Genomic DNA, 23,111 nt, shown 5'->3' with positions numbered 1-23,111 from the left:
GCTGCACGCACCGGGCGAGGCATCGCCCTGGAAGATCTCCAGGGGATCCGCGACCGGGTACGGCTCCGCAAGCCCCAGCGGGTCACGCTGCATTCATGGAGTTTTCACCAGCTCGGCCACTTCATCGCCTGCAAGGCGGCCCGCGCCGGTGTCGCCCTGGTCTGGGTGGACCCGGCCTACACCTCGCAGGCCTGCTCGGCCTGCGGGCACGTGGCCAAGAACAACCGGCCCGACCAGGAAACCTTCGCCTGTACGTCGTGCGGCTTCGCTGAGCACGCCGACGTCAACGCAGCCCGCAACATCGCCGCACGCGGTGAGACGGGCTGGGCAGTGAGTCACGCTGCCTGACGCGGACCAGACCGTCGAAACCACCGACGGCCAGGAGCTGCAAGCTCAGTCCCTTCAGGGCTGAGAAGCTGACGGATCACATCCCACTGAAGCACCTGTCTCGCTCCTCCAGATCGGGAACCGTGTGCCATCCGGCTCCCGGCCAACTCCCAACATCTCCCAACACTGGGAGTTGGCGACAGGCAAGCGTGTCCTGCACCGCACCACACGAGCGGGCGCCGATCCTCGAACTCGACGCCGGCGGGCGGCCGGTCGCCGGGATGTCTGGAAGGTCAGGTCGCGCCTCGGGCAGGAGATCCCTAGAAGCCCTGGGCGAGGCGGTAGTAGGCCTGGTTCCAGCGCAGCTCCCTGGCGAACTGCCGGACGGTGGTGTCGGCGTCGATCACCAGCAGCTCGACGCCGAGCATGTCGGCCAGGTCGGTGAGCTCCTCGGTGCCGACGGCGGTGGACAGCACGGTGTGGTGAGGGGCGCCGGCGGTCAGCCATGCCTCGGTGCTGGTGCGCAGGCCGGGACGGGGCCGCCAGACGGCGCGGGCCACGGGCAGCGCGGGCAGCGGCCTGGGCGGCTTGACGAGGTCGATCTCGTTGGCCACCAGCCGGAACCGGTCGCCGAGGTCGGCCAGCCCCACCACGATCCCGGGGCCGGGCGCCGCGTCGAACACCAGCCGCACCGGGTCCTCCCTGCCGCCGATGCCGAGCGGGTGGATCTCGCAGGCCGGGACGGCGCCGGCGATCGAGGGGCAGACCTCCAGCATGTGCGCGCCGAGGATGAGCTCCTCGCCCGGGGTCAGGTGGTAGGTGTAGTCCTCCATGAACGAGGTGCCGCCCGGCGCCATCGACTTGATCGTGCGCAGCAGCACCGCCGTCTTCCAGTCGCCCTCGCCGCCGAAGCCGTAGCCGTCGGCCATCAGCCGCTGCACGGCCAGGCCGGGCAGCTGGCGCAGGCCGCCGAGGTCCTCGAAGTTCGTGGTGAACGCCCCGAACCCGCCGCGCTCCAGGAAGTGGCGCAGGCCGAGCTCGATCCGGGCCGCGTAACGCAGGGACTCGCGCCGCTCGCCGAGCAGTTCGGGCGCCACCCGGTAGCGCTCGTCGTACTCCTTGACCAGCGCGTTCACCTCGGCGTCGGAGGCGGCGTCGACGACCTCGACCAGCTCGTTGACGCCGTAGGTGTTGACCGAGACGCCGAAACGCAGCTGGGCCTCCACCTTGTCGCCCTCGGTGACGGCCACGTCGCGCATGTTGTCGCCGAACCGCGCCAGCTTCAGGGTGCGCACCTCGGCCAGCCCGGAGGCCGCCCGCGCCCAGGCCAGGATGCGCTCGGCCACGTACGGGTCGCTGACGTGGCCCGCGACGGTCTTGCGGGCGACGCCCAGCCGGGTCTGGATGTGGCCGAACTCGCGGTCGCCGTGGGCGGCCTGGTTGAGGTTCATGAAGTCCATGTCGATGGTGCTCCACGGCAGCTCCACGTTGGCCTGCGTGTGCAGGTGCAGCAGCGGCTTGCGCAGCGCGTCGAGCCCGGCGATCCACATCTTGGCCGGCGAGAACGTGTGCATCCAGGCGATCACCCCGGCGCACGAGTCGTCGGCGTTCGCCTCCAGCATGATCCGCCTGATCGAGGCCGCGTCGGTGAGCACGGGCCGCCACGCCACGGGCATCGGCAGCGCCTCGGCGATCCGCCGCGACTGCTCGGCGACCTGGCACAGCGTGTCCTCGCCGTACAGCCCCTGGCTGCCGGTCAGAAACCAGATGTTCAACGCGGGCTCCTCTGTCCGTAGACGTTCTGGTAGCGGTCGTACAGGCGGTCGACGTCGTCCGGGGCGATGGGCAGCGGCTCGCCGAGCTGCCTGGCGACGTGCACGGTACGGGCGACGTCCTCGCACATCACGGCGGCCTTCACGGCGGCGCGCGGGTCCGCGCCGATCGTGAACACGCCGTGGCTGCGCATCAGCACGGCCGGCGAGCGGTGGCCGCTGAGCGTGGCCACGATCCCCTGGCCGATGGAGTCGTCGCCGATCAGCGCGAACGGCCCCACCGGGATCTCGCCGCCGAACTCGTCGGCCATCGCGGTCAGCACGCACGGGATGGCCTCGCCCCGGGCGGCCCACGCGGAGGCGTAGGTCGAGTGGGTGTGCACGACGCCGCCCACCTCGGGCATGGCGCGGTAGACGTACGCGTGCGCGGCGGTGTCGCTGGACGGCCGGTGCTCGCCCTCGACCAGGTTGCCGTCGAGGTCGCAGACGACCATGGTCTCCGGGGTCAGCTCGTCGTAGGAGACGCCGGAGGGCTTGATCACGAACAGGTCCGCGCCGGGGATCCGGCCGGAGACGTTCCCGGCGGTCCAGGCGACGAGCCGGTTGCGCACCAGCTCGGCGTGCAGGTCACTCACGATCCTCCGCACGGCCGCGGCCCTTCCGGCCTCCAGGTCGCTCCCACTCAGGCTCCGTCCAGCCTCGCTCCCACTCGTGCTCGGGGCCGCGCTCCGTCCGGCGTCGATCTCGTACGCGCTCATGGGCGGGCTCCGTCGAGTGCCTGGGCCGCCGGGGCGCGTCGAGCCTCGTTCCTGATGGCGCGCAGCGCGTGCAGCACCCGTCCGTCGCCGAAGTGGTCGTGCAGCGCGCGGTACGCGGCGTAGAGCAGGTCGTAGACGCCGGCCCGGCGCTCGTCGGGCAGGTAGACGTCCTCGCGCCGCCGGCCCATGGCGGCCGCGGCCCGCTGGATGTCGGCGTGGGCCCCGGCGGCGACCGCCGCGTGGATGGCCGAGCCGAGCGCCGGACCCTGCTCGGAGCCGATCACCGACAGCGGGCGGCGCAGCACGTCGGCGTACACCTGCATGAGGAACGGGTTCTTCAGCAGCCCGCCGGCCACGACGAACTCCGCCACGGGCACCCCCGCCGCCTCGAACGTCTCGACGATCAGCCGGGCGCCGAAGGCGGTGGCCTCGACGAGCGCTCGATAGATGTCCTCGGGCCGGGTGGCGAGCGTCTGTCCGACGATCACGCCGGACAGGTCGTGGTCGACCAGCACCGAGCGGTTGCCGTTGTGCCAGTCGAGCGCGACCAGGCCGTGCGCGCCGACCGGCTGCGCGGCGGCCAGCTCGGCGAGCAGGTCGTGCACGGTCAGGCCGCGTTCGTCGGCCCGGCGGAGGTAGGAGGCGGGCACGCAGGTGTCGACGAACCAGGCGAAGATGTCACCCACCCCCGACTGCCCGGCCTCGTAGCCCCACAGGCCGGGCACGATCCCGTCGCGTACGACGCCGCACATGCCGGGCACCTCGGCCAGCCGGTCGGAGGACATCACGTGGCAGGTGGAGGTGCCCATGATGGCGACCATCTGACCCGGCCGGACCGCGTCGGCGGCGGCCGAGGTGACGTGCGCGTCGACGTTGCCGACGGCGACCGCGATGCCCTCGGGCAGCTTGGTCCATCCGGCGGCCTCGGCGGTCAGCCGCCCGGCCAGGCCACCGAGAGGGGACAGCTCGCGCCCCAATTTATCGATGAATCCCGAAAAATCGGGATTCAGCCCGGCGAGGAAGTCCGCCGACGGATAGGACCCGTCCTGAAAAATCCCTTTGTATCCGGCGGTGCAGACGTTGCGGGTCTCCACCCCGGTGAGCTGCCAGATGATCCAGTCGGCCGCCTCGATCCACCGCTCCGCCCGGGCGTAGACCTCGGGGTCCTCCTCCAGCACCTGCAGGCCCTTGGCGAACTCCCACTCCGCGGAGATCTTCCCGCCGTACCTGGCCAGCCAGGGCTCACCCCGCTCGGCCGCCAGCGCGTTGATCCGGTCGGCGTGCGCCTGCGCGGCGTGGTGCTTCCACAGCTTCGGCCAGGCGTGCGGGCGCTCGGGCGTCTCGAAGCAGAGCGGCGTGCCGTCGGCCCGGACCGGCAGCACGGTGCAGGCGGTGAAGTCGGTGCCGATCCCGATCACCCGGGCCGGGTCGACCCCGGCCGCCGCCACCGCCTCCGGCACGGCGGTGCGCAGCACGTCGAGCCAGTCGAGCGGCGACTGCAGCGCCCAGTCGGGCCCCAGCCGCACCCCGCCGCCGGGCAGCCGGTCCTCGATCACGCGATGGGCGAACTCGTGCACCGCCGTGCCGGCCTCGGCGCCGTCGGAGGCGCGCACCACGACGGCCCGCCCCGACAGGGTCCCGAAGTCGACGCCGATCAGATAACTGTCCGTGTTAGCGTTCACACACTCTCCCAGACTTGGTACGGCTCCGCCGTACGGAAGATCAGTTACGGCGCCGCGCCGAGAACAGACGCTGCAACAGGATGAAGACGAACAACAGCAGACCGATGAAGATCTTGGTCCACCAGGAGCTGAGCGTTCCCTCGAAACTGATGATCGTCTGGATCAGTCCCAGCACGAGCACCCCGAGCACGGTGCCGAACAAAAAGCCGGAGCCACCGGTCAGCAGCGTGCCGCCGATGACGACCGCCGCGATCGCGTCGAGCTCCATGCCCACGGCGTGCAACCCGTAGCCCGAGAGCATGTAGAACGACAGCAGCACCCCGCCGAGCGCCGAGCAGAACCCGCTGATCGTGTAGACCGTGATCTTCGTCCGGCCCACGGGCAGGCCCATCAGCAGCGCCGACTGCTCGCTGCCGCCCGTCGCGTAGACACCGCGGCCCAGCCGCGTGTAGTGCAGCACGTACGCCGCCCCCAGCACGACGACCGCCGCGATCAGCACGCTCGGCGAGATCCACAGGTCGGCGAACAGGTCGATCCTGGTCTGCGCGAACGCGGTGAAGGTCGGGTCCTCGATCGGGATCGAGTCGGTGCCGATCGTGTAGCAGAGCCCCCGCGCCAGGAACATCCCGGCCAGGGTCACGATGAACGGCTGGATGTCGAAGGCGTGCACGATGTAGCCCATCACCAGCCCCAGGCCCGACCCGATGAGCAGCACCAGCGGGATCACCAGGTACGGCGGCCAGCCCGGCCCGGCCATCAGGCTGGCCGAGATCATCGTGGACAGCGCGACCACCGAGCCCACCGACAGGTCGATGCCGCCGGTGAGGATCACGAACGTCATGCCGACCGCGACGACCAGCAGGAACGCGTTGTCGATGAAGACGTTGAGGATCACCTGCCCGCTGGCGAACCCCTCGTAGCGGACGCCGCCGGCCACGAACATCGCCGCGAACAGGCAGGCCGTCACCAGGATGGGCACGTACTTGGCCGGGACGGCGAGCCGCCGGCCGTGCGTGAGGGTCTCCGTGGTCATGCCGTCACCCGCACCTTCTCCTCGGCCGCCGGTCGCGGCGTGGGCGGCCGGCCGCGACGGCGGAACACCTTGTCGCGGAAGGCCGGGGACTGGATGAGGCAGACCGCGGTCACCACGAGCGCCTTGAACAGCAGCGTCGTCTCGGGTGGCACGCCCACCGAGTAGATCGTCGTGGTCAGCGTCTGGATGATCAGCGCGCCGAGCACGGTGCCGCCGAGCGAGAACCGCCCGCCGGCCAGCGAGGTGCCGCCGATCACCACCGCCAGGATCGCGTCCAGCTCGATCCAGAGCCCGGCGTTGTTGCCGTCGGCGCTGGAGACGTTCGAGCTGATCATGAGGCCGGCGATGCCCGCGCAGAGGGCGGCGAAGGCGTAGACCATGATGACGATCCCGCGCGAGCGGATGCCCGCCAGCCGGCTCGCCTCGGCGTTGCCGCCGACCGACTCGATCAGCATGCCGAGGGCCAGCCTGCGGGTGAGGAACACGGTGACCGCCAGCACGGCGAGCACCAGCAGGATGCCGAACGGCACGGTCAGCCAGTAGCCGCCGCCGATGAGCTTGTAGGCCGGGTCGTTGACGGTGATGATCTGGCCGTCGGTGATCAGCTGCGCCAGGCCCCGTCCGGCGACCATCAGGATCAGCGTGGCGATGATCGGCTGGATGCCGACCGCCGCGACCAGGAACCCGTTCCACGCCCCGAGCAGCACCGACAGGCCGAGCGCCAGCACGACGGCGGTGAGGACGCCCGCGTCCTGGCTGATCTGCAGGCAGGCCAGCGCGCCGGAGATCGCCACCACGGAGCCCACCGACAGGTCGATGCCGCCGGTCGCGATGACCAGCGTCATCCCGAGCGACACCAGGATCAGCGGGGCCCCGAACCGCAGGATGTCGATCAGGCTGCCGTACAGGTGGCCCTCGCGCATCTGGATCGAGAAGAAGGTGGGAGTGAAGATCACGTTCACCACGAGGAGCAGGGCCAGGACGACCAGCGGCCACAGCAGCCTTCTCATGCCGGCCCTCCGCTCGCGATGGTCTCCAGCAGCACGTCGTTGGTCAGGGTCGCGTCGTTGGGTAACTGGGCCACCAGCCTGCGGTCGCGCAGCACGCCGACGCGGTGGCTGAGCCGCAGCACCTCCTCCAGCTCGGCGGAGATGAACAGCACCGCCATGCCGCCGTCGGACAGCCGCGCGACCAGGCGCTGGATCTCGGCCTTGGCGCCGACGTCGATGCCCCGGGTCGGCTCGTCGAGGATGAGCAGCCGGGGCTCCAGGATGAGCCACCTGGCCAGCACGACCTTCTGCTGGTTGCCGCCGCTGAGGTCGCGCACCAGATGCTCGGGGTTGGCCGGGTTGATCTTCAGCGCCTTGATGTAGCGGCCGACCAGCTCGTCCTGCTGCTCGCGCGGGACCGGCCTGGTCCAGCCTCGGGTGGCCTGCAGGGCCAGGATGATGTTCTCCCTGACCGTGAGGTCGGGGATCAGCCCGTCGGACTTGCGGTTCTCGGAGCAGAACGCGATCCGGTGGGTCATCGCCGCGCGCGGCGTGCGCAGCGACACGGGCACGCCGCCGACCGCGATCTCCCCGGTGCTCGCGTGGTCGGCGCCGAACAGCAACCGCGCGATCTCGGTACGGCCGGAGCCGAGCAGCCCGGCCAGGCCCACGACCTCGCCCTCGTGGACGGTGAGCGTGAACGGCTCGATGGCGCCGGTGCGGCCCAGCCCGCGCGCCTCGACCAACGGCCGGTCGAACACCTTGGCCTCGCCGTGCAGCTTCTCCAGATCGGCCAGCTCCTGGCCGATCATCTTGGCGACCAGCTCGACCTGGCTGAGCTCGCTGGTGAGGTGTTCGCCGACGAGCCGCCCGTTCCGAAGGATCGTCATACGATCCGAAATTTCGTAGATCTGGTCGAGAAAGTGGGACACGAAGAGGATCGCGATCCCCTGCTCCTTGAGAGCGCGCATCACCCGGAACAACTGCTCGACCTCGCCCGCGTCGAGGCTCGACGTCGGCTCGTCGAGGATCAGCACCCGGGCCTCGATGTCGATCGCGCGGGCGATGGCGACCATCTGCTGGATGGCCAGGGAGTAGGTGGACAGCGGCGCGGAGACGTCGAGATCGAGCTCCAGCCGGTCGAGCAGGTCGGCGGCCCGGACCCGCATCCGGCGCCAGTCGATGCGGCCCCACCGGCGGGGCTCGCGGCCGATGAAGATGTTCTCGGCCACCGACAGGTTGGCGCAGAGGTTGACCTCCTGGTAGACCGTGCTGATGCCGGCTGCCTGGGCCTCCAGCGGGCTGCCGAAGGCCACCGCCTGGCCGGCCAGCTCGATTTCGCCCGCGTCGACGGGATGCACGCCGGTCAGCACCTTGATCAGGGTGGACTTGCCGGCGCCGTTCTCGCCCATCAGCGCGTGCACCTCGCCCGGCAGCAGCCGCAGGTCCACGCCGTCGAGCGCCTTGACTCCGGGGAACTGCTTGCCGATCCCGCTCATCCGCAGGATCGGCGCGAGTGCGGCCATCTCGACGGCCCCCTCTCTGTCGACGGCCCCGCCCGGGCAGGGCCGCTCGCGCGGCACCGGGCCGGCCCCGGGGGCCGGCCCGGTCATCGGTCAGTACTTGCGGTCGGGCAGCGCGGTCTTGGCCTGCTCCTGCGTGAACGTCGTCTCCTCCGTCACCACGCGGGCCGGGATGCTCTCATTCTTGACGACCTTCTTGGCCAGGTCCATGAGCTGCGGGCCGAGCAGCGGGGAGCACTCGACGATGAAGTTGATCTTCCCGTCGGCGAGCGCCTGCATCCCGTCCTTGACGGCGTCGACAGTGATGATCTTGATGTCCTTGCCGGGCACCTTGCCCGCGCCCTCGATGGCCTCGATCGCGCCCAGGCCCATGTCGTCGTTGTGCGCGTAGAGGACGTCGATGTCGGGGTTGGACTTCAGGAAGGCCTCCATGACCTCCTTGCCCTTGGCCCTGGTGAAGTCACCGGTCTGCGAAGCGATGATCTTGAACTTTGCCTCGCCGCCGATGACCTCCTGGAAGCCGGCCTTGCGGTCGTTGGCCGGCGCCGAGCCGGTGGTGCCCTGCAACTCGACGATGTTCACCGGGTCGGTGCTCGACTTGTACTCCTCCACCAGCCACTGCCCCGCCTTGCGGCCCTCCTCGACGAAGTCGGAGCCGAGGAAGGTCTTGTAGAGCGTGGTGTCCTTGGAGTCCACGGCCCGGTCGGTGAGGATGACCGGGATCTTCGCGTTCTGGGCCTCCTTCAGCACGGGCTCCCAGCCCGACTCCACGACCGGCGAGAAGGCGATCACGTCCACCTTCTGCTGGATGTAGGAGCGGATCGCCTTGATCTGGTTCTCCTGCTTCTGCTGGGCGTCGGAGAACTTCAGCGTGATCCCGGCCTCCTTGGCCGCCTCCTGCACCGACTTGGTGTTGGCGGTCCGCCAGCCGCTCTCCGCGCCGACCTGCGAGAAGCCCATGGTGATCGAGTCGTCGCCGCCGCTCGTAGCGGCGCTGTCGGTGCCGCTGCCGCTGCCGCAGCCGGCCATCGCCAGAGCGGTGAGCCCGGCGAGCACCAGCGTCGAGATCCTGTTCAACACGTGGGGGGTTCCTTCCTCATGTGAGCGCTAACATAAGCGCCGTGCCGGCATCCCCGCTGCCGCGCCCGGCTAGGGCCGGGCCGTACTGGCCCGGGAGACGAACGAGGGCGGCACCACCAGACGCTCGCGCGCCCAAGGCCCCTGCCCCTCGATCTGCCGGAGCAGGACCTCGATGCTGTGCCTGCCCACGGCGCCGAAGTCCTGCCTGATGGTCGTGAGCGGCGGCGAGAAGAACTCCGACTCCGGAATGTCGTCGAAACCGACGACGCTCACCTGGTCGGGCACCCTCACCCCCCGCTCGGTGAACGCCCGCAGCACTCCGAGCGCCATCTGGTCGTTGGCGACGAAGACCGCGGTGACGTCCCTCATGCTCGCCAGGCTGCGCCCCGCCTCGTAACCCGAGCGGGGACTCCAGTCTCCGGCGAGTGGCTCCGGGGCCTCGCGGCCCTCCAGCGCCAGCGCGGCCCGCCAGCCGGCCACGCGCCCCTCCGCCTCCAGCCAGTCGGACGGTCCGCGGACGTGCCACACCGTCTCGTGCCCCAGGGAGAGCAGGTGCCGGGTGGCCAGCCTGCCTCCCTCGACCTGGTCCACGCACACCACGGACACGTCGCCGGCCTCGCCGCCCTCGACCGCGACCGTGGGCACGCCGACCGGCAGATCGGCCAGCGCCTCGGCGGCCGAGCGCTGTGGCGCGACCACCACGATGCCGTCGACGGCCTGGTCGGCCAGGTAGTCGAGGGCGTCGCGGACCCCGGAGCGGTCGATGGACTTCAGGCTGACGATGCTGACGAAGTAGCCCGCGGCCCTGGCCGCCCGCTCGATGCCGTAGACCGTGCTGGCCGGGCCGTACAGGGTGGTGTCGAAGCTGACCACGCCGAGAGTCCTGGAGTGCTTGGTGACGAGCGCGCGGGCGACCAGATTGCGGCGGTAGCCGAGCTTCTCGATCGCCTCCAGCACCCGGGCGCGGGTCTCGCCGCGCACGTTGGGATGCTCGTTGAGCACCCGGGAGACCGTCTGGTGGGACACGCCCGCCTCTTTGGCGACGTCGGCCATGACGGGCGGCCGGCGATCCCGGATCGATCCCACAGGAACTCCTTTTTCGGCTCTGGCAAGACTGTGAACGTTAACAACGGGTCTCGTCAAGGCATGGCCAGATCACGGTCGTGTTACACGCACGTGGCAGCCCTCGGCTGCCGGTCGCGCAATGACAGCGGCGACCAGGCCGGAGAGCCTGGCCGCCGTCGCGAACCGATGTGGACGACCCCCGTCTCGTACGGGTCATTCGCAGTTGACCACGGTGTCGGTGCCGGGGCCGCCACTGCAGTCGTCGGTGTTGGCGCCGCCGTTCAGTTCGTCGTTGCCGCCGTTGCCGTTCAGCTCGTCGTTGCCCGCCTTGCCGGCCAGTTCGTCGACGCCCGCGCCGCCGTTGAGCTCGTCGTTGCCGGCGCCGCCGTTCAGTTCGTCGTCACCGGCGCCGCCGTTGAGCTCGTCGTCGCCGTTGCCGCCGCGCAGGTCGTCGTTGCCGCCGTTGCCGTTCGCCGTGTCGTTGCCGTCGCCGCCCCGGATGACGTCGTCGGCCGCCCCGCCGGACAGGACGTCGTCGCCCCCCAGGCCGCGCAGGTCGTCCTCACCGTTGCCGCCCCCGATGTTGTCGGCCTGCGGGCCGCCGAACAGCGCGTCCTCGCCGTCGCCGCCACGCAGCGTCGACGGCCGGACGACGTTCACGCGCACGCTGTCGTCGCCGTTGAGGGTGGTCACGCGGATTCGCGCGACCGCGCCGGCGGGGGCGAACGCGTTGTCGCCGGCGGCCGTGCATCCGGCGCCCGCGACGACGTTGCCGCCCTGGTCCTCGATGACGATGGTGGCGTTGCCGGGACCGAACCTGATGATGACGTCGTTGTCGATGCCGGGCTCGGCGGTGTACCTGAGCTCGGCGCCGACGCGGGTGCAGGTGCCGGCGTCGGCGAACGCGGTGCCGGCCGCCGCGGGCAGAGCCTGTGCTCCGGCCAGGGTGACGGCCGCCACCGCGACCAGCGCACGGGCCAGAAGCCTTCCCTTCATGGTTGTCCTCCTGTGAACGCTCGCTCGCCCCGGAGAAGCGCTCCTCGGGATGTGCTCCAACCATTCGGACGGTAGGCGCGCGCTCGGCGCGGCAACACGGGTGCCGGGCAGGGGTTATCCCTAGCGCCCCGGCCCGCGCCCGCCGCCCGCACCACGTGTTACCCCTTGCTGCGCCGGAGCGAGCGACACCACGGGCGCCCTGCGACGGGCAGGCGCCCCTACATGCGAAAACCGCCCCCTGCCTGTGGATCCACAGGCAGGGGGCGGCTCGATCGGGTGGAGCTATGGGGATTCGAACCCCAGACCTCCTCCATGCCATGGAGGCGCGCTACCAACTGCGCCATAGCCCCTTGATCCGCCGCCAAGTGTATCGGAATCCCGCCGCACCCGTGCCACACCAGGCCGCCCGCCATACGTCTTGGACGGCCGTCAGGCAGGGGGCGTGGCGGTGGTGCGCATGGTCAGCGCCGCGTCGTCGAGCGAGAGGGAGATCGTGACGGCGCCCAGCTCGGAGGTGCGCGTGACGTGGGTGCCGCCGCACGGGATCGACGCAGCCCCCTCGGGCAGCGAGCAGTGCCAGGTGCGGCGAGCGGTCAGCTCGGGCCCCGGCACGTCGAGCCGGACCGGCGCGTCGGCCGCCACCCAGGCCTTGAGCCGGTCGTTGGCCTCGCCGGCGATCTCGTCGAGGGCCAGGTCGAGGCCCTCGGCCGAGAAACCCTTCTTGCGCAGCGACTTGCCGAGCCGGTAGACGTCCACGCTGCCGTTGGGCGAGATCCGCGAGGAGGTGATCGCCGCCTGGTCGAAGTCGGGACGGCCGAGCCCGTCGAGCGCCACCTCCTTGCGCCAGCGGCCGGCGAGGGCGTGGTTGAGCGCGAGGGCGGCCAGGTGGCAGGCGGTGTGGCCGGCCGACAGGGCGGCCCGGTGGCCCGCGTCCACCTCCAGTTCGACGGTCGCGCCGACGGGCAGCGGGGTGTCGGTCACGTGCACGACGAGCCACTGCCAGCCCTCGGCTCCACGCCGCGCCGGGATGTCCTCGCCCAGGTGGAGGCTGCCGGCCGACCAGGCTCCCGTGACGCAGTCGACGACCGGGAGACCGCCGATGGTGCCGCGGTCGGCGGGCTGGTCGGGCCAGGTGTGGTCGAGCGGGTGGAACGGGGTCTCGGCTACGACGAGGCCGTGCCGCACCCCCGCCGGCACGGCCCCGACGATCTCAGAGCGCCCGCTGATCCAGCCGTCCGGGAAGGTGACGATGGTCGACTTCATCCGGCCAGTCTGGCAGGTGCGAGCTCGTCCTCGAGGTAGCGGTCGCGGCCCGCGTACAGGCCGGCGAGCAGTTGCGCGCCGAGGACGGCGAAGATCAGCAGGTACGGGAGTGACCAGCCGCCGGCGGCCTCGTGCAGCACGCCCACGAGGAGCGGCCCGCTGCCCGCGATCACGCGGCCCGGTTTCGGGACGCTCCGGCGAGCACACTCATCCGGGGCAATCCTCCATTCATCAAGTCATGGGATGAATCGCCATACTAACAGCCCCAAAACCTGCCTTAGCTTCTGCTTACATGACAAAGCCCCCGATATCGGGGGCTTTGCGGGAAGGGCTGCTCACAGGACGGGACGCGGCCCCTGGGGCGGCTGGTCGCGCGTGGGGAACGGCCCGGGAGGCGGGAGCGTGGAACCGGGGGCGGTCGGCGGGTAGTCGGCGCCGCCCACCGTGCCGGGGGGCACGGGCTGGTCACCCGCGTCGTAGCCGGAACCCTGCTGGTGCGGGCCGGGCACGTCGCCGCGCCACGCGCCGGTCTCGCCGCCGCGCGACTCGATGAACGACTTGAAGCGTTCCATGTCGTTCCTGATCCGGAGCCGGACGACCTGGAGCCAGTCGCCGACGGTCTCGACGAAGCCCTCGGGGTCGTACTCCATCTGGAGCGTGACCCGGGTGGTGTCGCCGTCGAGCCGGTGGAAGGTCACCACTCCGGCCTGCCGGGGCTTGTCGACCGACTGCCAGGCGACGCGCTCGTCGGGGTGCTGCTCCGTGATCTCCGCGTCGAACTCGCGCCTCACACCGGCGATCTCACTGATCCAGTGCGTACGCGTGTCGGTGATCTGTTTGACGGACTCGACTCCCTCCATGAACTCGGGGAAGCTCTCGAACTGGGTCCACTGGTTGTAGGCGACCCGTACGGGGACATTGACGTCTACGGCGTGTTCGATGCTGCTCATGACGTCCGCCCCTGCCCCGGCGTTCGTGCCGTTAACGTCGGCGCAGCAGCCAGTAGAGGCCCACCAGGGGCAGCACCAGGGGGATGAACAGGTAACCCTTGCCGTAGACCGACCAGACGGTGGCCTCCGGAAAAGCCGCCGGATCGAGCACGCTGGCCGTGCCGATGACCAGGACGCCCGCCAGCTCGATGCCGAGCGCCACGAGCGCGAGCCGGCGCGCGCCCCGTATCAGGGCGACGGTGAGCAGCAGGTAGACCAGCGCGGCGAACGCGGACAGCGAGTAGGCCAGCGGCGCCTCGTCGAACCGGGTGAGGATCTGCACGGTGGCCCGCGCACCGGCGGCCAGGGCGAACAGCCCGTAGAGGGCGATCAGCGCGCGGCCGGGGCCGGTGCCGAGTGAGGTGGGGGTCACGCGGCGCCCTGCCAGACCTGGAGCAGCCGCCCGGTCATGACCGCGATCGCGAATCCGGCCACGACGAGGATCCCTGAGCCCCAGCGGCTCCGCTCGGCCAGCGCCAGGAACACCCCGGCGGGCGGGATGACGGCCTGGCCGACGAGGTAGCCGTACAGCGTGCCCTTCGGGACGTGCGCGCCCTCACCGCCCACGACGGCCGCGATCACGATGCCCGCCTGCACCAGCACGGCCACCTCGAGCACGGCGAAGCCGATGAGCAGGACCATGCCCATGGGCCGGTTTCGGATCGCCACGATCAGGCTCGACAGCGCGAGCAGCAGGGACCCGGCGATGACGATCGTCGCAACGGTGGTGTTCATCGTGGAAAGGCTATCGCCCGGCCGGCCCGCCCTCGATTCCGTCCGGCCCCGCGCGGCACCGGCCGCCGGCGTCGTCGTGGGCGGCCGCGCTCGTAGGATCGAAGGGTGGAGAGGATCCTCGTCAGCGCGTGCCTGATGGGCCGGCGGGTGCGCTACGACGGCGGCGCCAAGGCCAGCGCCGACGCCGTGCTGGCCGCCTGGCGGCGCGAGGGCCGGCTGGTGCCGTTCTGCCCGGAGGTGGAAGGCGGCCTGGCGGTCCCGCGGCCGGCCGCGGAGATCGAGCGCGGTCTCGGTGGCGCGGCGGTGCTCGCGGGCGACGCCCGCGTGCTGACCGCCGACGGGTCCGACGTCACGGCGCAGTTCCTCGCGGGGGCGCGGGCCGCGCTCGACGCCGCCCGGGCGGACGGGGTCCGGCTCGCGGTGCTGAAGGAGGGCAGCCCCTCGTGCGGCGCGCTGGCCGTCTACGACGGCACGTTCAGTGGACGGCGCGTGCCCGGCCAGGGCGTCACCACCGCCCTGCTGGAGCGCCACGGCGTCCGCGTGTTCACCGAGGACCAGCTCGACGAGGCCGCGGCCTACCTGCGCGCACTGGAGCCGTAGCCGGCGCACCGGACCGGCGCCATATGTGCCGTTATGTGCAGCATTTATCCGCTTTTTGGCACATGCCATCATGGGGGAATGCTGAAGGTCGCCGGGCTGGACGAGGTGGAGGAGCGGGCCTACCGGTTACTGGTGCGGGCCGGTGAGGCGGATCTGACCGGGCTGGCCGAGGAACTGGGCATCACCCCGGAGGCCGCGGCCACCGCGCTGGCGTCCATGGTGGGCATGGAGCTCGTCCGTGAGGTCGCGGGCAGTGGGGGCCGCAGGTTCGCGCCCGTGGCGCCGGAGGTGGCTCTCGGGCCGCGGCTGGCGCGGCAGCAGGAGACGATCGACTGGGCGCGGCAGGCGGTCGACCAGCTCGCCGAGGAATACCGCGCCAGCCTGCGCCGCAGGGACGCCGACCGGCTGATCGAGGTGCTGCCCAGCGGGGCCGCGCTGCGCGAACAGGTCCGCCATCTGCAGGACAGCGCCCGCGAGGAGGTCATGTACTTCTGCCGGGCCGGGCACGTGGTGATGCCGTCCACGGACAACACCGAGGAGCTTGAGGCGCTCGGCCGCGGGGTGACCTACCGGGTCATCTACGAGCGGGCCCTGCTGGAGGAGCCCGGGATGGTGGCCAACGTGGCGTTCGGCATCAAGCTGGGCGAACAGGCGCGGGCCGTGCGGTCGCTGCCCGTGCGGATGATGATCGCCGACCGGTCCATCGCGCTGCTGCCGCTGGTGCAGTACGCCGGCCGGACGACCGAGCCGACGGCCGCGCTGGTGCGTGGGAGCAGCCTGCTGGAGGCGCTGATCGCGTTGTTCGAGGCCCAGTGGGAGCGGGCCACGCCGATCAGGTTCCTGGAGGACGGGCAGGTCATCGACACCACGCCCGGCTGCCCGCTGGACGCCGACGAGCTCTACCTGCTCTCGCTGCTGGTCGCCGGGGTGCCGGAGAAGTCGATCGCCAGCCAGCTCGGGCTCAGCCTGCGTACGGTGCAGCGCCGCGTCTACCACCTGATGCGGCTCGCGGGCGCGCAGACCAGGATGCAACTCGCCTGGCATGCGGCCCGCGAGCGCTGGTTGTAGCGTCGCGCTGCCTGGGGGCCGGCGGAGTGGGCGAGCCTCGCCACGGTCATCCACTCGGACGCCACCCCTCCGCCCCTCCGCCGCCCGGGAGAGGGGCGGAGGGGCTGTTTCATCCTGAGCACGGCCCCCGGCCCGCTACTCGACCCCGTACGCCCGGGTGACGGTCTGCGCGAACCGCTGGCCCGAGGCGCCGGTCGCGGTGACCCGCAGGGACACCCCGGTGTCGGTCTTACGGTGGGAGACCACCGCCTTGTGCCGGCCCTGCCCCAGAGGCAGGAGCGTCAGCTTCTTCCAGGTCCTGCCGTCGTCGTAGGACATCTCCGCGGTCAGCTTCTTCGCGTCCCTCGCGGTGAAGCCCAGCGCGACCGGCAGCGTGCGGCGCACCTTCCCTTCCAGATCGGCGGGCACGTCGTAGTCCACGCCGAGCAGCGGCAGCGGCTGCGTGCCCGCCGGCCTGGCGGACCTGAACGTCCAGGAGCTCTCGGTGGCCGTGGCGTACCGCCACTCCTGCGAGGTCCGGGTCGTGGACAGCTCCAGGCGGTACTCGGCGTCCTCCGGCACGGCGGCGAGGTCGGCCCACAGGCCTGTCCGCTCCTCCAGCAGCTCACCGTCGCGGTAGACCCGGGCCGCGGTGGTGTCCTCGTCGTTGCTCCCGCCCGCGTGGCCGTAATGGCCGTCGGCGTCGACGAACTCGGGCACCCGCACCGACAGGACGTCACCCGTGCGGGTGGCGGCCAGAGCGGCCGGGCGTACGACGGGGGCGAACCAGCGCTCCTTGACGATCTCGCCCGCGCGGTACGTCCTGGGCCGGTCGGTCAGGCCGCCGCGCAGCTGGTTCATCGACTCCCAGGTGAGCGTGTGCTGGACCACGTGCTGCCACTGGGTGTCACCCGAACTGACGTACTCGGCCCTGTTCAGCGGGGTGCGCATCACGCGCTGGGTCTCCATCTGCAGGGCCAGGTCGTAGGTCTGCCACGGCCGCCAGCCGTACCGCTGGTCCTTGCCGTACGAGCCGCCGCCGGACTCCTGGTAGCCCGTGTCGACCCGGGCGGTGTTGCGCCAGTTGACCTCGTGCACGATCCGCTGGGGCACCTGGCCGGAGGAGACCTGCATGACCTCGTACAGGTAGGGCGTCGCGAACTGGCCGGTCACGTCGAGCACGGCACGGCCGGTGCGGGCGCTGGCCAGCAGCGCCTGGCCGCGGTCGTGCGTGACCATCATCGTGGGCAGCGGGTCGCGCTCGCCCACCGGCGACCACGGCTGCCACATGACCTCGCCGTCGGGCCCGACCACGAACACCACCGCCGCGCCGGCCGCGGCGATGCCCGCCAGCTTGTCCGTCCAGTCGTCGAACGCCTCGCTGGTGATGACCACCGCCTTGCCCTTGACGTCCAGCCCGGTCATGTCGCCGGTGCCGCCGTGGACCAGCGGCAGGCGCTTGCTGCCGGCGATCTCCGGCGACCTGATCGTGGGGCGGACCACCAGCGGATCGCGGCCCAGCCGGGCGGTCACCCGGGGCGCGGCCAGCTGCCAGCGCGAGGAGAACTCGAAGGTGCCGTTCCGCACCGGCGCGGTGGGGGTGACCGCGAGCGTCTCCATCGAGGGGTAGTTCATCGCGCTCAGGCTGATCTCGCGGGAGCCGTACGTGCGATGGGTGAAGAAGGTGGAGATGCCGTCCTGCATCACCTCCTGAGAGGTCCTGATCTCGATGGGCACGGCGGTCCTCGCGTCGAGCACGACCTCCATGTCCGACGTGACCGGCAGCTCGGGGTTGACGATGAAGGCCCCGACGGGCAGCTCTTCCTTCGACTCATTCATGATCGCCTGCATGTGGTAGGTGCCCTCCGGCAGCTCCACCGTCCAGCCCTCGTGCTCGTGCAGGATGTGGCCCAAGGCGTCGTCCCTGGCGGCGGCGCCGTACATGGTGATCAGCGGCACGCGGGCGGGGCTGCCGTCCCGGTCGACGCCGGTGAAGCGCACCGTGTGCATCCTGCCGCGCCGGGTCAGCGCGAGCGTGGTGTGCGCGGCCACCGAGCCGTCCGCCGTGGTGGCGGTGACGTATCCGACGTGCCTGCCGTGCGCGAGCCTGGCCAGGTCCACGGTGGTCTCGACGGCCGCGCTCGCCCCGGCGTCCACGGTGACGGTCGTCGCCGACAGCTTCACCGCCCCCTCGCCGGGGGCGGCGCCGTCCAAGTTGGTCAGGGTGGCGGCGACGGTCAGCGAGACGGGCTCCTGGCCGGTGTTGGTGTAGGTGACGGTGCCGCCGGGGGTGCCGGTTCCGCCCTCGTCGTGCACGCCCATGCTGAGCGACGCGGTGGCCGTGACGCCCTGCCGGACGGCGCGCGCCACGTCCAGGCGGCCGCCGCCCTGCTCGTACGGCGTCTGGCCCGCGACGGTCTTCGCCGTGGACACCAGGGCGTCCTTGAGCTGCCCGGGCTTCCACTCCGGATGGCGCTGGGCCAGCACCGCCGCCGCGCCCGCCACGTGCGGCGTGGCCATCGACGTGCCGGACAGCTTCGTGTACCGGTCGTCGACGGGCGTGCCCAGCCCGGTGCCCGCGGCCCGTGCGGCGGTGATGCTCACGCCTGGGGCGGTGATGTCCGGCTTGAGCGCCTCGTCCAGACGCGGGCCGCGGCTGGAGAAGGGGGCCAGCGCGTCGTTCGCGTCGACCGCGCCGACGGTCAGCGCGGAGGCGGCGGCTCCCGGCGCGCCCACCGTGTAGTCGCCGCCCTGGTTGCCCGCGGCGATGACGAACAGGCTGCCGGTCTCCTCGGTCAGGACGTCCACCGCCGTGCTGAGCGGGTCGGTGCCGTCGGTGGGGCCGCCGCCGAGGCTCATGTTGACGATGTCGGCCCCGCTCTCCCTGGCGGCCCACTCCATGCCGGCGAGCACCTGCGACTCGGTGCCGCTGCCCTCGGCGTTCAGCACCTTGCCGTTGATCAGCTCGGCGCCGGGCGCGACGCCCTTGCGCAGCCCGCCGGACGCCTCGCCGGTGCCCGCCACGGTGGCGGCGACGTGGGTGCCGTGGCCGTGCTCGTCCTTGGCCGAGGGGTCGTCGGTGAAGTTGCGGGCCTGGGTGACCTTGGTCGCGACGTCGGGGTGGGTCTCGTCGATCCCAGTGTCGAGGACGGCGACCTTCACCCCCTTGCCGTCGTACCCGTCCTGCCAGGCCTGTGGCGCGCCCACCTGCGGGACGCTGTGCTCCAGCGACGCGGTGACCTTTCCGTCGAGCCAGATCTTGGCCAGCCCGTCGCGCAGCCGTGGCTCGCCTCCCGCGCGCTCGGCGGCCCAGAGCACGGGCAGCGCGTCCTTGTCCGCCCGCAGCGTGCGCGCGTTGACGCTCTTCAGCGTGACGGCCTGCCTGCTCTCCTTGTAGGCCAGGATCAGCGGCAGGACGTCGCTGCTCTCGTCGTCGTAGCCCTGCTCGATCAGGTCACTGACCGCGAACAGCCGCTCGTCCATGAGGCCCCGGGAGAGGTAGGGGACCATGTCGGCGGGGGTGATCACCAGGTCGCCGTTCTCTTCCCTGGTGAAGAACCTGATGTTCTCGCGGCCCTTGCCGGGCCGCACGGTCGCCGCTCGCTTGCCGCCCGCGAACTCCTGAACCGTCACCACGTCACCGGTGATCAGCGTCACCCGGTGCGGGTCTGAGCCGGCCGCTGGCTCGGGCGCCGCGGCGTGCGCGGGCACCGGTACGGCAATCATCGCCAGGCCCGCGCCGATGGCGGCGAGGCGGGGGATCCATCGCATGAACGAACCGATCTGTCGGTGGGGGCTGGCCCCAAACTTCAGTCGTCCAAGACGATGGAGGATCACGCCTGCTCATAGGGGATTTTCGCGTGGGCAAACAGCGACATGTCGCGAACATGACAGCCAAAGCGCCCGATCACGCGTGGCGCGGGAGCACCCGCTCCGTCGCCGGCCACGGAGCGGCACCGGTCGCGGTCATCGCGTGGCGGGCAGGCCGGCCAGCAGGTCGGCGGTGACCCGGTGGAGCCGGTCCGCGGCGGCCGGGGCGAAGGCGCTGCCGGTCAGCGGGAGCGGCTTTCCGCGCATGAACGCCGTGGCGGCGGCCTCGGGCGGGTGGTCGAGGAGCCGCGCGATGGGCACGATCGCCTTGCTCACGGGCATGGCGAAGAACCTGGCGAGCACCTTGGTCAGGGAGCGCATCGGCTGGCGGAGCGGGTCGGCCATGCCGGTGTTCACGAACCCCGGGTTGTAGAGGACGTACCTCGTCCGGGCTCCGGGGTGGCGGATGGGAAAGCCGGCCCCCAGCAGGTCGAGACAGCGGGAGGACTGCATCGACGCGCGCATCCCCTTGTAGCCCTCGCGCAGTTGGAGGTCGTCCCAGAAGATCTGGCCGGGGAGGCCGCCGGACCCGGCGAGGCTCATGATGACGGGCGCGTCCGCGCGCTCCAGGCGTTCCATCAGTCCTTCGCCGATGACGACCCGGCTGAGGTAGCTGAGCGCGAAGGTGAACTCGAGCCCGTCGGCGGTCTCCTCGCGGACGGGCCGGAAGCGCTGCGCCCCGAAGACGAGCCCGTCCACCGCCTCCGTGGTCGCCGTCACCTCCTCGACCACCCGCCGCATGCCCGCCACGGTGCTCAGGTCGGCCCGCAGGAACACCGCGCGCTCGCCCGCGCCGAGCGCCTCCGCCTCGGCGAGGAAGGCCCTGCCCTTCGGCTTCCCGCTGGCGACGGCGATCACCCGGTCGCCGCGCTCCAGGAAGTGCAGGCCCAGCCCTTTGCCCATCCCGTCAGTACCGCCGGTGATCACATACGTACGCATGCAGGAGCCTCCGAGTCAATAAGTCATCGGTCGATGACAAGGAGACTCTAGGTGCCCCGGCAGGCTAAGTCAACAACTGATGACTTATGCTGACTTCATGCAGCGACCCAAACGCCGTGACAAGGCGGCCACCCGCGCGGCCCTTCTCGACGCCGCGCGCCTCAGGTTCGCCCGCCAGGGCTACGACGGCACCGGAGTGCGCGAGATCGCCGGCGACGTGGGCGTGGACCCCGCCCTGGTGTTCCGCTACTTCGAGTCCAAGGACCGGCTCTACGCCGAAGCGGTGCGCACCGAGCTGCCCGCCGGGCCGGCGCCCGGGCGACCGCTCACCGACCTGGCCGCCACCCTGCTGCACGACGTGGTCTTCGCCGACTGGGAGCAGTTCGACGGCGAGCATCCGCTCCTGGTGATGCTGCGTTCCTCGGGCCGCGCCGCCGTACGCGACCGGCTGCGCCAGGAGCTCTGCGAGGGCTACCTGAAGGACTTCACCGAGCGCATGGGCGGCGACGATCCCGCCCTGCGGGCCGAGATGGTCGGCGCGCTGCTGCTCGGCCTCGGCGTGATGCGCTCGCTCGCCGGCACTCCCGCGCTGGCCGCGGCCGGCTTCGAGGAGACCCGCGAGCTGGTCGCCCGCGTGGTGACCGCCCTGACGGAGGCGGGTCCCCCAGCCGCCGGCTGAGGGACCCTCCACGTCACTGCTGGGTGATCTTGACGTCGTCCACGCCCGCCTCGACCAGGCTGGCGCCCGAGGCGTCGGCGGCCTCGATCACGATGCGGACGCTCTGCCCGGCGAAGGCGGAGATGTCCGCGCTGGCCGTGCCCCAGGCCCCGTCACGGTCGGTGGCCGCGCCGGCCTGGGTGAACACCGTGGCACTGGAGGAGCCCACGACCCGCACGCGGAAGAAGTCGGCGCTGGAGGAGTTGCTGCCGTGGGCCAGGTACCACGACATCGAGACCTTCAGCACCCCGCTGGCGGGCAGCGTGATCGCCGGCGAGCGGATCGACGAGAGGCCGCCGTCGACGTCGTTCGCGCCCGCGCTCGAACCGGCCGTGCGCCCGGTGACCAGGTCGTTCGTCCCGCTCACCGTGGTGCCGAGCTGCTTGGCGCCGCTGGAGGTGGTCGCCTCGGGGTCGCCCCGCTCCCACAGGCCCGCGGTCGCGGTGTCGGTGCCGTCGGGGTTGGTGACCCAGCCGGTGCTCGTCTCGAACGTGTCCGACCACACGGTGACCGGCGGCACGGCGGTGCCGAGCGTCCACACCGCGTGGGCGACGGCGTCGGCGTTGCGGTCCAGCGCCGTGTCGCTGATGTTGGCGGTCGTGTCGCAGGCGCGGTGGTAGCAGGGGTCGAACGCCTGCCCCGCCGTGCCTCCCCAGAGCTGCGCCTGGGCGGACGACTTGATCCCCTCCGCGCCGGTGAACGTGCCTCCGGCCGCGATGCCGACCGCGATGAACGGGCCGTAGTCGGAGCGGCCGTCGAAGTCGGTCCCCCGGGTGGGCACGCCGATGGAGGCGAAGTACGACTGCAGCGTCTGCTCCAGCTCGGCCGATCCCGCCGGGCCGGGGCCCGCGCCGACGCCGTCGGAGTTGTCGCCGTCGTACAGGAAGTAGCCGGCGTTGGGCGAGCCGACCATGTCGAAGTTCAGATACCCCTTGATCTTCGCGCGTTCGGTGGCGGGCAGGTTGTTGACGTAGAACTGCGAGCCGCGCAGCCCCAGCTCCTCCGCGCCCCACCAGGCGAACCTCAGGTGCTTGGACGGCTGCAGCGCCTGGCGCGAGACCTCCAGCGCGACCTCCAGGATCGAGGCCGACCCGGAGCCGTTGTCGTTGATGCCGGGCCCGGCCGTCACGCTGTCGAGGTGGGCGCCGGTCATCAGGATGTCGTTCGGGTCGCCGCCGGGCCAGTCGGCGATGACGTTGTAGCCGGTGGCGCCGTTGTAGGTGAAGGACTGCAGCGTGGTGGTGTACCCGGCGGCGTCGAGCCGGCCCTTGACGTAGTTGGCCGAGGCCAGGTAGCCGGGGCGGCCGTGCGCCCGGTTGCCGCCGTTGGCGGTGGCGATCGTCTGCAACTGGGTCAGATGGGCCTTGACGTTGGCCAGCGGGATGTTGGGCGGCGCCACGGCCATGGCCGTCGCCGTGGCCGTCGCCGTGGACGCCGCTGGGGACGCCGCCGCCGGTGCGGTCAGCGCCAGCGGGACGACCAGCGCCAATGCGCCTAACGTGGTGTGGAGCAGCTTCATGGCTTCCTCCGTTGGGGGGTAGGACAGAGGAGTGCTCGCCAAGGGGGCGGCCGGGGGTGCGCCGCTCCGTCCTGGCCTATCTGCGCGCCGCCCGAACGTAACGAGCCACGCTCATCTTGAGAAGACCCATAAATGTCCGGCCGGCCGGAAATCAGAGCGGGCGGCTTCACGTTCAACTTCCGTATCAACGGACATCGGAGGTTTGA

The 23,111-nt window shown here is 71.4% G+C and carries 21 protein-coding genes and 1 tRNA gene; 4 read left to right on the top strand and 18 right to left on the bottom strand.

Going from position 1 to position 23,111, the window contains the following annotated elements:
• A partial coding sequence (locus tag IEY82_RS36965) for an RNA-guided endonuclease InsQ/TnpB family protein (RefSeq protein WP_229697785.1) occupies positions 1-348 on the top strand: 348 nt, incomplete at its 5' end.
• A 299-nt stretch (positions 349-647) separates the two neighbouring features.
• Here IEY82_RS36965 and araA read toward each other — a convergent pair.
• The 15 genes from araA to IEY82_RS36890 form a co-directional block, all read right to left on the bottom strand.
• The gene (gene araA / locus IEY82_RS36960) at positions 648-2,102 is read right to left on the bottom strand and encodes an L-arabinose isomerase (RefSeq protein ID WP_189128942.1); all 1,455 of its coding nucleotides are present in this window, start codon (positions 2,100-2,102) and stop codon (positions 648-650) included.
• Positions 2,099-2,785 (bottom strand): L-ribulose-5-phosphate 4-epimerase, encoded by a 687-nt coding sequence (locus IEY82_RS36955; protein ID WP_225264258.1) that lies wholly within the window; start codon positions 2,783-2,785, stop codon positions 2,099-2,101. The genes araA and IEY82_RS36955 overlap by 4 nt, the downstream gene beginning before the upstream one ends.
• Before the next feature lie 68 nt (positions 2,786-2,853).
• Positions 2,854-4,515 carry a ribulokinase gene (gene araB / locus IEY82_RS36950; protein WP_263648843.1) on the bottom strand — a complete coding sequence of 554 codons (1,662 nt, stop codon included), beginning with the start codon at positions 4,513-4,515 and terminating at the stop codon, positions 2,854-2,856.
• 64 nt (positions 4,516-4,579) lie between these two features.
• Positions 4,580-5,572 (bottom strand): galactofuranose ABC transporter, permease protein YjfF, encoded by a 993-nt coding sequence (gene yjfF, locus IEY82_RS36945; RefSeq protein ID WP_189128940.1) that lies wholly within the window; start codon positions 5,570-5,572, stop codon positions 4,580-4,582.
• Positions 5,569-6,582 carry an ABC transporter permease gene (locus IEY82_RS36940; RefSeq protein ID WP_189128939.1) on the bottom strand — a complete coding sequence of 338 codons (1,014 nt, stop codon included), beginning with the start codon at positions 6,580-6,582 and terminating at the stop codon, positions 5,569-5,571. The genes yjfF and IEY82_RS36940 overlap by 4 nt, the downstream gene beginning before the upstream one ends.
• Positions 6,579-8,174 carry a sugar ABC transporter ATP-binding protein gene (locus IEY82_RS36935; RefSeq protein ID WP_308016015.1) on the bottom strand — a complete coding sequence of 532 codons (1,596 nt, stop codon included), beginning with the start codon at positions 8,172-8,174 and terminating at the stop codon, positions 6,579-6,581. The genes IEY82_RS36940 and IEY82_RS36935 overlap by 4 nt, the downstream gene beginning before the upstream one ends.
• 3 nt (positions 8,175-8,177) lie before the next feature.
• The gene (locus IEY82_RS36930) at positions 8,178-9,164 is read right to left on the bottom strand and encodes an ABC transporter substrate-binding protein (RefSeq protein WP_225264247.1); all 987 of its coding nucleotides are present in this window, start codon (positions 9,162-9,164) and stop codon (positions 8,178-8,180) included.
• A gap of 69 nt (positions 9,165-9,233) precedes the next feature.
• Positions 9,234-10,217 (bottom strand): LacI family DNA-binding transcriptional regulator, encoded by a 984-nt coding sequence (locus tag IEY82_RS36925; protein WP_189128945.1) that lies wholly within the window; start codon positions 10,215-10,217, stop codon positions 9,234-9,236.
• A 225-nt stretch (positions 10,218-10,442) separates the two neighbouring features.
• Positions 10,443-11,225 (bottom strand): calcium-binding protein, encoded by a 783-nt coding sequence (locus IEY82_RS40050; RefSeq protein ID WP_189128938.1) that lies wholly within the window; start codon positions 11,223-11,225, stop codon positions 10,443-10,445.
• Between the two features lie 277 nt (positions 11,226-11,502).
• Positions 11,503-11,575, bottom strand: a tRNA-Ala gene (locus IEY82_RS36915).
• Positions 11,576-11,654: 79 nt separating this feature from the next.
• The gene (locus IEY82_RS36910) at positions 11,655-12,488 is read right to left on the bottom strand and encodes an alanyl-tRNA editing protein (RefSeq protein WP_189128937.1); all 834 of its coding nucleotides are present in this window, start codon (positions 12,486-12,488) and stop codon (positions 11,655-11,657) included.
• Entirely contained in the window at positions 12,485-12,661 is a 177-nt protein-coding gene (locus IEY82_RS36905) for a hypothetical protein (RefSeq protein ID WP_189128936.1), read from the bottom strand. Before IEY82_RS36905 ends, IEY82_RS36910 begins: the two co-directional genes overlap by 4 nt.
• Positions 12,662-12,823: 162 nt before the next feature.
• Positions 12,824-13,438, bottom strand: a complete 615-nt coding sequence (locus IEY82_RS36900) for an SRPBCC family protein (protein WP_189128935.1) — start codon at positions 13,436-13,438, stop codon at positions 12,824-12,826.
• A 31-nt stretch (positions 13,439-13,469) separates the two neighbouring features.
• Entirely contained in the window at positions 13,470-13,850 is a 381-nt protein-coding gene (locus tag IEY82_RS36895) for a hypothetical protein (RefSeq protein ID WP_189128934.1), read from the bottom strand.
• Positions 13,847-14,212 carry a hypothetical protein gene (locus IEY82_RS36890; protein ID WP_189128933.1) on the bottom strand — a complete coding sequence of 122 codons (366 nt, stop codon included), beginning with the start codon at positions 14,210-14,212 and terminating at the stop codon, positions 13,847-13,849. Before IEY82_RS36890 ends, IEY82_RS36895 begins: the two co-directional genes overlap by 4 nt.
• Before the next feature lie 105 nt (positions 14,213-14,317).
• On the opposite strand from IEY82_RS36890, the gene IEY82_RS36885 reads away from it, so the two are divergent.
• Together IEY82_RS36885 and IEY82_RS36880 are read left to right on the top strand one after the other, a co-directional pair.
• Positions 14,318-14,812 carry a 2-thiouracil desulfurase family protein gene (locus IEY82_RS36885; RefSeq protein ID WP_189128932.1) on the top strand — a complete coding sequence of 165 codons (495 nt, stop codon included), beginning with the start codon at positions 14,318-14,320 and terminating at the stop codon, positions 14,810-14,812.
• Positions 14,813-14,890: 78 nt separating this feature from the next.
• Positions 14,891-15,880: a helix-turn-helix domain-containing protein gene (locus IEY82_RS36880; RefSeq protein WP_189128931.1), complete on the top strand. Its 990-nt coding sequence runs from the start codon at positions 14,891-14,893 to the stop codon at positions 15,878-15,880.
• Positions 15,881-16,015: 135 nt separating this feature from the next.
• Here IEY82_RS36880 and IEY82_RS36875 read toward each other — a convergent pair whose 3' ends face one another.
• Positions 16,016-19,630, bottom strand: a complete 3,615-nt coding sequence (locus IEY82_RS36875) for a S8 family peptidase (protein ID WP_189128930.1) — start codon at positions 19,628-19,630, stop codon at positions 16,016-16,018.
• Positions 19,631-19,825: 195 nt separating this feature from the next.
• Positions 19,826-20,668, bottom strand: a complete 843-nt coding sequence (locus IEY82_RS36870) for an SDR family NAD(P)-dependent oxidoreductase (protein WP_189128929.1) — start codon at positions 20,666-20,668, stop codon at positions 19,826-19,828.
• Between the two features lie 97 nt (positions 20,669-20,765).
• Here IEY82_RS36870 and IEY82_RS36865 point away from each other — a divergent pair, with 97 nt between their 5' ends.
• The gene (locus IEY82_RS36865) at positions 20,766-21,347 is read left to right on the top strand and encodes a TetR/AcrR family transcriptional regulator (RefSeq protein ID WP_189128928.1); all 582 of its coding nucleotides are present in this window, start codon (positions 20,766-20,768) and stop codon (positions 21,345-21,347) included.
• A gap of 13 nt (positions 21,348-21,360) precedes the next feature.
• Here the strand turns inward: IEY82_RS36865 and IEY82_RS36860 are convergent, their stop codons facing one another.
• The gene (locus IEY82_RS36860) at positions 21,361-22,905 is read right to left on the bottom strand and encodes a M28 family peptidase (RefSeq protein WP_189128927.1); all 1,545 of its coding nucleotides are present in this window, start codon (positions 22,903-22,905) and stop codon (positions 21,361-21,363) included.
• Positions 22,906-23,111 lie beyond the last annotated feature (206 nt).

This window comes from Nonomuraea cavernae, assembly GCF_014646355.1.
GTDB lineage: Bacteria > Actinomycetota > Actinomycetes > Streptosporangiales > Streptosporangiaceae > Nonomuraea > Nonomuraea cavernae.
Note: the sequence above shows the minus strand (reverse complement) of the source record. Positions and strands in the feature narration are given on the sequence as shown.